Origin of the sequence: Catalinimonas locisalis (assembly GCF_038039535.1) — a bacterium.
In the GTDB taxonomy this organism is placed as follows: domain Bacteria; phylum Bacteroidota; class Bacteroidia; order Cytophagales; family Cyclobacteriaceae; genus Catalinimonas.
This window is the reverse complement of sequence record NZ_JBBPHP010000089.1, coordinates 1-3,495: the sequence shown is the minus strand read 5'-3', so window position 1 is coordinate 3,495 and position 3,495 is coordinate 1. Positions and strand designations below refer to the sequence as shown.

3 protein-coding genes are annotated in these 3,495 nt (G+C 47.2%); all 3 read right to left on the bottom strand.

What is annotated here, in order from left to right:
• Positions 1-102: 102 nt before the first annotated feature.
• The 3 genes from WJR50_RS33880 to WJR50_RS33870 are packed head-to-tail and all read right to left on the bottom strand — an operon-like array spanning position 103 to position 3,332.
• Positions 103-1,116 (bottom strand): site-specific integrase, encoded by a 1,014-nt coding sequence (locus WJR50_RS33880; protein ID WP_341297755.1) that lies wholly within the window; start codon positions 1,114-1,116, stop codon positions 103-105.
• A complete protein-coding gene (locus WJR50_RS33875; protein ID WP_341297754.1) occupies positions 1,103-2,017 on the bottom strand; it encodes a tyrosine-type recombinase/integrase in 915 nt (304 codons plus the stop codon). The genes WJR50_RS33880 and WJR50_RS33875 overlap by 14 nt, the downstream gene beginning before the upstream one ends.
• A gap of 46 nt (positions 2,018-2,063) precedes the next feature.
• Positions 2,064-3,332 carry a site-specific integrase gene (locus WJR50_RS33870; RefSeq protein ID WP_341297753.1) on the bottom strand — a complete coding sequence of 423 codons (1,269 nt, stop codon included), beginning with the start codon at positions 3,330-3,332 and terminating at the stop codon, positions 2,064-2,066.
• Positions 3,333-3,495 lie beyond the last annotated feature (163 nt).

The window sequence follows — 3,495 nt, the reverse complement described above, 5'->3', positions numbered from 1 at the left end:
GCTCATTATGTAGAGTAGTCGCTTATGTAAAGTGATACCAAACAATAGTGGATTGGTTGCCTACTAGCCACCTTTGTCACGGTACCACTTTACATAAAAAACTCAAAACCGCTTAAGCCAACTGAGCAGATTTTCGTTGTTGGCCCATAACGGCTCTTCGTTTGGATTTACTTCAACGTAAGCTGCCTCCAGTGCTCGGCGCTTTTGCCGAGAATCCGCTCGGGCGTATACTTCTGTAGTTTTGACCGATACGTGTCCTAAGATGTCACGAATATAGACCAGGTTAACCCCCGCTTGCAGCAGGTGCATCGCTTTGCTATGTCTCAGTGCGTGACAGCTCATTTTGTCGGGGATCAATAACAAGTTTTCTTTCCGGGCCATCTGACTGTACTTCCGCACGATATAATGGACACCCGCACGGGTGAGCTTCTCCTTCCTGCTATTGAAGAAGAGCGGATAGTGATTGGCGAATGGCTTATTGAGTTGGTGCTCTTCCAGGTAGTGCTTTAAGTGTTCTACCTGCGCATCCAACATGGGCACCAACCGAGTCTTGTTGCCCTTGCCCACAATCTGGATCGTCGGGGGTGCACTAAGTCGTAGGCTCAGCGGGGTCAGATCAATGATTTCTTGCACCCGTGCCCCGGTGTCGTACATCAGCGAGAGCAAGGCCAGATCACGTCTTCCCCTTCGGTTACGCTGGTCTGGTTGCTTCAATAGCAACTTGATCCCCTCAATGCTTAGATAGCTTATCTTTGTTGGATGTCCCCTTTTAAACTGGATAGATAAGATTTGCTGGCATTCATACAGATGGTCCAGTCGTTCGTACTGTAGGTAGCGATAAAACGAATGAATAGCGGCGAGCCGTGCGTTACGGGTAGCCGCCTTACACTTTCGTTCTGTCTGCAGCCAGTCTAGAAAGGCGATAACCATGGGCCGACTGATCTGCTTGAGCGTTAGCTTCTCTACGCTGATACCTTGCTGCTGTTGGATAAAGTTAAGCAGCAGCACAAAGGTATCCCGGTAAGCAGCGATAGTATGCCCACTGGCACCTCGTTCATTAGGTAGGTAACGGGACAGGAAAGTGGATATATGCTGGGCAAAGTCAGTCGGCTTCATGGGAGTAGTGTTTAGGGAAAACATCTAGGCAGATCATATCAATTTCCCGGATCAAGCCGGGATACATCTGAGATGTTAGCCTGACGTAATGATTGGTAGATTCCAGGGATTGATGGCCCAGGTAGTGAGATAGAATAGGTAATGAAACGTACAGGTCTATACCTGCCTCAGCCATGGTAGCCAGTGAGGTTACCGCAAACGTATGTCTGAGATCATGTATCCGGGCCGTATAAGGAATGCCCGCTTGGCTACGGCACTCCTTGAACCAGTGCCTGACACTATTGCCACTACATTTTCCACCATTTAGATTGACAAAGAAGTAGGTAGGTTCTCTTTTTAACGGAAGGTAACGGCGATAATCTAGATATTGTCGGCAGACAGAGCCTAAAGAATCCGAGATGGGAATGAGGCGTTCCTTACTATTCTTGCTATCTTTCACTCGTAGATAGTGCTCTTTCAGGTTCACATCCTGGTTTTTGAGGTTCAAGGCTTCACCTATACGGATACCGGTAGCATAAAGCAGTCGGATCAGGGTCGGCATGCTCATTAACGAAGAATCTGTATGTAGCAAACAAAGCCGAAGTTGATCACAGGCTCGGAACAGAGCCCGCATTTCCTGCGGGGCATAAATGTAAGGGATGAAGGTCGGGGGCGGATATGCCGGGGGCTTAGGAATGAAAGAATCAATGCCCAAGTCTACTAGGTAGGAAGAGAATCCAATCAGCAACCTAACCCGTCCATAGCAGGAATGCGCTGATTCATGTGGACGTCTTGCGACCCATGCCTCAGCTAAAGACCGAGTGATTCCCAGACTGCTTTCCCCCCGTTTTGCTGCCAGGTGATCCAATTGAGCCAGGATAACTGCACCGGTCTGATAGGCAAAGCCGAACTGCTGCTTCATAAGAATATATGCTTTCAGTGACTCAGCGTAAATACTGCTAAAGGGCTTACTCATAAAACATCCCCCCTTTCTGCTCGTAGAAGTCGGGAGTTACTGCCGGAACTTCAAGTATGCACTGTTGCATGGATGCCAGATCAATGCGTAAGTAATAGCGTGTAGACTCAGTACTCTGATGACCCAGTACTTCGGAGATGACGGGCAATACAGTACGTACTTCCAGTAGGCGGGATGCCAAGCTATGGCGCAGCGCATGCGAGCCAAACCTCTTACCCTGGATACTGATACCTGCTTTTCCAAAAGCGCGCTGTACAACCTGGGTGACTATGTTACTGGATAGAAAAGGGCTATAGGGTGGACGGGCTGTCAGGAATACCTGCGTGGCTGAGGAAGATGGGCGGGCATATTTGAGGTAATCAATAATAGCGTTGCCCACATCAGCAAGCAAAGGTAAGGTGACTTCCTGCCCCGTTTTATACTGTTTTATATGAATGCTACTGCTAGACCAGTGCAAGTGATCAAATTGCAAACGAGCGATATCAGAGGCCCGTAGTCCCAAGCGGGCAGCCAACAGAATAATGGCATAGTTGCGTTTGCCAGTAGTACTCCCCCGTTCTACCGAAGTGATGAGTTTTTCTATCTCTTCTGGTGTATAAGTCGTAGGAATTTGCGGCTGACCAACCCTTTTATAACGGGGTATCTTTTTAGCATAATCTACCTGGATCAGCTTCTCTGCAAAAGCATATCGCACAAAGCCCCGCAGTGCGCAAATGGCCATGTAAATCGGTGTAGTTTGTTCATTGAGTTGATTGATGTAACCAAGAAGCACTGAAAGGTCTATGACTGGTAATGAATAAATATCATGCTGATGACAATAGATAAGAAAGCTGAAAAGATGACGCTGGTAGCTATCCAGAGTATTTTTAGCCAGTCGCTTTTCGTTTCTCTGGTATTCCAAAAAATCAGTCATGACCTTGCCAAGAGGCCCCTCAAAGATAAGCGGGTCTTTACAGGGCCGGGTCGGTAGATTGATCTGGCCATTCTGTTGAAACTCTGTGAGCATCCGAGCGGCATGGCAAGAGATCCGCTCGTGATGAGAAAGGCTTCTCATCGGTCGGTTGCCGAACCATTGATGCAGCAGTTGTGCTTCTACGGTTTGGTCGTAGTGAGTGATATGGTGCTCAGCCAAATATGTTCTAATGAGTTTCCAAACCCGTCGGTAGTTGCCCACCGTGCGAGGCGCATAATGTAGCTCACAAGTCATGAAGTGGCTAGCACCGGCAATCAACTCATTGAAATCTTTAATGTGTTGTTTCATAGTATGTTCCGTTTAAAGGTGAATAATGACACCAATAAAGAGATTACACACCATACTTTGGTAAAAGAAAGGAGGGATGTTATGTCATGCTAATGAAAGAGTAATTCTTCAGTATGAGCACTTTAGCTACATTACTTCACATAAATATCTACTCTACATAATG